The organism is Streptococcus sp. UBA632, assembly GCF_002300045.1.
GTDB classification, from domain to species: domain Bacteria; phylum Bacillota; class Bacilli; order Lactobacillales; family Streptococcaceae; genus Streptococcus; species Streptococcus alactolyticus.
Genome location: NZ_DBPA01000032.1, coordinates 1 through 5,272, shown reverse-complemented (window position 1 = coordinate 5,272; position 5,272 = coordinate 1). Strand labels below are relative to the sequence as shown.

At 43.1% G+C, this 5,272-nt stretch carries 7 protein-coding genes; 2 read left to right on the top strand and 5 right to left on the bottom strand.

All coding sequences use genetic code 11. The annotated features are described in order from the left end of the window. From secE to pbp2a, 3 genes are all read right to left on the bottom strand, one after another. A partial coding sequence (gene secE, locus B3473_RS04085) for a preprotein translocase subunit SecE (RefSeq protein WP_167829286.1) occupies positions 1–175 on the bottom strand: 175 nt, incomplete at its 3' end. Positions 176–217: 42 nt separating this feature from the next. Further along, positions 218–370: a 50S ribosomal protein L33 gene (gene rpmG / locus B3473_RS04080; RefSeq protein ID WP_003067827.1), complete on the bottom strand. Its 153-nt coding sequence runs from the start codon at positions 368–370 to the stop codon at positions 218–220. A gap of 47 nt (positions 371–417) precedes the next feature. Beyond that, on the bottom strand, positions 418–2,730 hold the full coding sequence (gene pbp2a / locus B3473_RS04075) for a penicillin-binding protein PBP2A (protein ID WP_293674989.1): 2,313 nt from the start codon (positions 2,728–2,730) through the stop codon (positions 418–420). A gap of 151 nt (positions 2,731–2,881) precedes the next feature. On the opposite strand from pbp2a, the gene B3473_RS04070 reads away from it, so the two are divergent. Continuing rightward, on the top strand, positions 2,882–3,079 hold the full coding sequence (locus B3473_RS04070) for a hypothetical protein (protein ID WP_154454839.1): 198 nt from the start codon (positions 2,882–2,884) through the stop codon (positions 3,077–3,079). Between the two features lie 50 nt (positions 3,080–3,129). Then, positions 3,130–3,990 carry an RluA family pseudouridine synthase gene (locus B3473_RS04065; protein WP_269725607.1) on the top strand — a complete coding sequence of 287 codons (861 nt, stop codon included), beginning with the start codon at positions 3,130–3,132 and terminating at the stop codon, positions 3,988–3,990. A gap of 56 nt (positions 3,991–4,046) precedes the next feature. Here B3473_RS04065 and rsmA read toward each other — a convergent pair whose 3' ends face one another. Together rsmA and B3473_RS04055 are read right to left on the bottom strand one after the other, a co-directional pair. Next, on the bottom strand, positions 4,047–4,919 hold the full coding sequence (gene rsmA / locus B3473_RS04060) for a 16S rRNA (adenine(1518)-N(6)/adenine(1519)-N(6))-dimethyltransferase RsmA (RefSeq protein WP_154454837.1): 873 nt from the start codon (positions 4,917–4,919) through the stop codon (positions 4,047–4,049). Between the two features lie 89 nt (positions 4,920–5,008). Continuing rightward, a partial coding sequence (locus tag B3473_RS04055; protein WP_293674984.1) for a DUF4093 domain-containing protein occupies positions 5,009–5,272 on the bottom strand: 264 nt, incomplete at its 5' end.

Genomic DNA, 5,272 nt, shown 5'->3' with positions numbered 1-5,272 from the left:
AAAAACGGTTCAATAAGTCCGTTACTCCCAACGAGAGTAGTTTATCAAAGATATAAATCGCAAGTGTAAAAAACGCTGTATACTCTAATACAGAAATAAAATCTCTCCAACGTTGTCTACGATCTGGCCATGTTGTATCTCTTAAAACCGCAAAAACTCCCTTGATAAATCCCACGGATCGCTCCTCCTTCACACTCGTTACGTAATCGCCTTAATATTAACGTGTTTCTTTGTGTAACGTGTATTTCTTACAATGTTTACAATATTTATTGACTTCTAAACGTACAGGTTTAGGGTTGCTGCTCACTCCGATAGAGTAGTTACGGCTCCCACACTCTGTACAAGCTAAACTTGCTTTTTTCTGTGCCATAATGCCTCCAATATCATCCTATCATCTTTTTATCATTTTATCAAGTTTTAATTCGTTCGTCTATTAAACCAGTTGGAAACATTGTCCCAAACGTCTTGAACGGCTTGACCTATCTTTTCCTTGGCGGTTTGTGCTGATTCTTGAACCTTATCCAAAAAGTTATCTGAGCTAGATGATGGGCTAGTGTCAGTGTCAGACGCGTTGGCACTATAAATCAAGTCGTAACCGTTTTGACTATAAGCATTTTCAACAGTAAAGGCAGTACCTGCGGTGTATGGCAAGATGCGACTGGCAACAGCACTGAAAATCGTTGAGGCTGTTCCCGAGCTGGCATCTGTCAGGTAGTGATTTTCGTCCGTCGAATCATAGCCTAGCCACTGGGCAATCACCACATCAGGCGTGTAACCAATCACCCACTGGTCGCTCGTCAAATTGTCATTGAAGCTTGTTTCAACCGTACCTGTTTTTCCTGCCATGGTATAACCATAAGCATTGGCATTGATAGCAGAACCATTTGAAAAGGTTCCTAACATCATGCTGGTCATCTTGTCCGCAACAGTTTGGCTAATCACGCGTTTTTGGTCTTGTTTAAACTGTGCAATGACTTCACCGCTGGCATTTTCAATACGTGAAATCAAATGAGCCGTTGGCATGATACCGTCATTGGCAAAGGTTGAATAGGCCTGGGCCATTTCAAGCGGGTTGGTTGTGACACCGCCACCCAGCGCGATACCCAGTTCTTCCTTGACCTTCTTCATGTTCAGACCGAATTTCTCACCGTAAGTAATACCCTTGCTGATACCGATTTTATTGAGCAAATAAACAGCTGGAATATTGTAAGAATTAGCCAAGGCTTGATACATAGGAACATCAGCTGTTTCAACGCCACCATAGTTTCCAGGAGCATAGCCATCGTAATCTTGCACGGTATTTGGCAATTCCGTCGTAATCGAATAGCCCGCCGCGACGGCTGGAGTGTAAACCACCAACGGTTTAATGGTTGACCCTGGGCTACGTGAGGCTTGGGTCGCGTAGTTGAAACTTCTAAAGGAAGCCGAACTTGAGCTCACACGCCCAACTAAACCACGAACAGCACCAGTTGCGGGATCCATTGCGACGCTGGCTCCTTGAGCGCTTTGACCATCATAACTTGACGTTGGGAAATAACTCGTGTCGTCAAAAACAGCCTGCATATTGTCTTGATAATTTTGGTCTAACTCCGTATAGATTTTATAGCCATTGTTGACAATATCATTTTCTGACAGATTGTATTTTTGCTCTGCTTCTTGAATAACCGCATCAAAGTAAGACGGGTACTGATAACTATCAGAAGTTCCTGTATAAGTATCGTGCAACTCACTGGCAATATCCACTTGTGAGGCCTCATCAGCTTGTTCTTGCGTGATTTTACCAGCGTGAACCATGGCCTGCAAGACCGTATTCCTTCGGTTGGTTGCATTCTCCACTGAGTAATATGGGTTGTAAATCTCAGGCCCCTTCAACATTCCAGCCAAAATAGCCGATTGCTCCAAGGTCAAATTCTCAGCGTCAGTACCAAAGTATTTTTGACTGGCATCTTCAACACCCCAAACCGAATTACCAAAATACGCATTGTTCAAATACATGGTCAAGATGTCGTCTTTGCTGTATTTTTTGGTCAACTCTAGCGCTAGGAAAAATTCCTTGGCTTTACGCGTGACGGTCTGTTCTTGGCTCAGGTAAGCATTTTTCGCCAATTGTTGCGTAATGGTCGAACCACCACCAAAACGCCCAAACGTAAAGACTGCCAACAAGAAACGCGAGTAATTGATACCGCTATTTTGGTAAAAGGTTCTATCCTCCGTGGCAATAACCGCTTCTTTCATGTAATCGCTGATATTGTCAAGGTCCACATAAGTTCCTTTTTGTCCCGACAGCGAGCCAATTTGCTCATCATTTTTATCGTAGATGACAGTGGTAGCCTTCAAGGCATCTTGCAAATCAGAAACGTTGGTTGATTTAGCAACCAAATAAAGGTAAGAACCAATCGCCAAGGTCGCTATCCCCGCCAAAATCAGCAGTATTTTACCAATATGGTAACGGCGCCAAAAACGGCGGATGGGATTCTGAGGAGAGGGTACAAACCGCAGGATTTTTTGCACCCAAGCGGGATAATGCTTGGTTTTATCTTGGTGCGCACGGCTTCGCTGATAGCGTGGTGCAACCTCTCCTTCTTGAGAATGGTCAGTAACGTCTTCAGGACTTTCTTCCTCGTTGAGCCACTCTTCAAAATTACGGTCCTCTTCCTGAGAAGATTCCCTTCCTGTCAAGCGCCTAACAAAGGACAGAAAGCTTTCTTTAATTCTTTTTAAATGTGTCATAATTCCATTATAGCAATTTCCCTTAAAATCGTCAGAAATGAAAAGGATGTCATTTGTTATAACGTTTTCATTCTATTTTTAAGGTTTTATGATAAAATGGTAGAGTAGAGATATCTGGTCAGACAAAGATATTAGAAAGGAATTGCTTATCATGAACAAAGAATTTGAAGCATTTAAAAAAACACTTTCTCCTGAAAGTCTAAAAGCCATTTACGATGAAACAAAGATTGAAGTTTCTGAAAGCGAAGCCGAAGGAACAGAAGCTTATTCTGTCGCAGTAGCAAGCCAAATGGCGGTCAACTTGGTGGAAAAATACCATGCTTGGCTCAAAGAAAATGAAAGCAAATAGGGCTTTAGCGCATCTCGTTGAGGTGCGTTTTTTTTTGGTATAATAGAGTCATGACTACATCTTACACATTTACCAATCCCTACCCAGACTGCACGGTCAAGGAACTTTTAGAAGAGCACCTGCTGATTCCTCGGAAAATTCGGCATTTTTTGCGCACCAAAAAACACCTGCTCATCAACGGAGAAACCATTAATTGGCAAAGTTTGGTGCAAACAGGCGACAGCATCCAGCTGACCTTTGATGAGGAAGATTATCCGCAAAAAGATATTCCCTTGGGACAAGCTAAATTGGTGGATTGCCTGTATCAAGACGAACACATTATCATCGTCAACAAGCCCGAAGGCATGAAAACACACGGTAATGAACCAACAGAAATGGCTCTGCTTAACCATGTTTCGGCTTATGTAGGGCAAACCTGCTACGTGGTGCACCGTTTGGACAAGGAAACCAGCGGAGCTATTTTATTTGCCAAAAACCCTTTTATCCTGCCTATTTTAAACCGTTTGTTGGAAAACAAGGACATTTCTCGTGAATATTGGTCCTTGGTTCAGGGGACTTTTGAGCCAAAACACCAAGTTTTTCAAGATAAGATTGGGCGCCACCGTCATGACCGCCGCAAACGAGTAGTCGACCCTAAAAATGGCCAGCGCGCCATTACTATCGTGGACCGTTTAAAAGTTTTTTCAAAGGGAAGTCTGGTTCGCTGCCGCTTAAAAACAGGGCGAACGCACCAAATTCGAGTGCATTTGTCAGCGCATCATTATCCCATTATTGGGGACCCTTTGTACAGCCATGTGTCCGATGACCGCCTCATGCTGCACGCCCACAAACTCAGTTTTACACATCCCTTAACCCTGCAAAAAATCAGCGTCGAAGCCCATTCTGACACGTTTGAAGCAGGCCTTTCTTAGATTCAAAAAAACAAGACCCAAACGCAGTTGAGTCTTGTTTTTAGTCGTCTTAAAACTTACAAACCAGCTTCTTTTAAAGCGTCTGCCAACCTAGCAAAATCCGCAATAGAAAGGGCTTCGCCACGAACAGACGGTTTGATATCTGCCATGTCAAGCGCTTGTTCCAATTTAGCCTTGGTTTCCTCAGCTTTTCCAAAATGGCTAGTCAAATTATTCCAAAGGGTTTTGCGGCGGTGAACAAAGCTGATTTTAGCAATGCGGAAGAAGAAATCTTCATCTTTCACTTGAACAAGAGGTTGCTCACGGCGTGTCATTTTCAAAATAGCTGAATCCACGTTCGGTGCAGGCACAAAGACCGTGCGAGGCACGATGAAAGCCACCTTGGCTGTCATGTAATATTGCACCGCGATTGACAATGACCCATAAGCCTTGGTATTTGGCTCAGCTGAAATACGGTCTGCCACTTCTTTTTGCATCATCACGACAAATTCCGCAAATGGGATTTTTGACTCAATCAAATGCATCAAGATAGGTGTGGTGATGTAGTAAGGCAGATTTGCGACCACCTTGATAGGCAAATCGGGATTTGCAAATGATTTGATATGGCTTTGCAAATCAGCTTTCAAAATGTCTCCGTTGATGACTTTGACGTTGTCAAAATCGCGGAGCGTATCCGCCAAAATCGGAATCAAACGGTCGTCAATTTCAAAAGCCATGACTTCAGCAGCATTTTCTGCCAAAAATTCCGTCAAAGCACCGATACCAGGACCAATTTCAATCACGTTGACACCCTTGTCAATCTCCGCTGTATCTACAATCTTTTGAAGAATATTGGTATCTGTCAAAAAGTTCTGTCCAAATGATTTTTTAAAGGTAAACCCATGACGCTCAAGAATAGCACGCGTCACGCTATAATCTGCAATTCTCATAATCAATATTCCCCAACCAAAACGTGGGGACTTTTCTTTCCTTTCGTTTCTATCAATCTTAGTATAGAACACAGAAGACTCTTAAAAAGTCAGCCCTCATATGTTGCCATCGTTTCTTCTACTTCGGCCAAAGTAATGTCAAAGAGCTCTAAGCGTTTGAGAAGTTGTTTGCCGTTGCTATAACCAATACGAAGCTTTTCGCCCAAATATTCGCGACGTTTGCGGCTATCTGCTCCCATTAAAAGCCCCAAGCGCATTAAGTCTGTTTTCGTGATGTCAAACTGGTCATCGTCATCAAAATGCCCCAACACACCTGACAAAGCCTTTTGCAAATCATCAAAACTGGCGTGTTC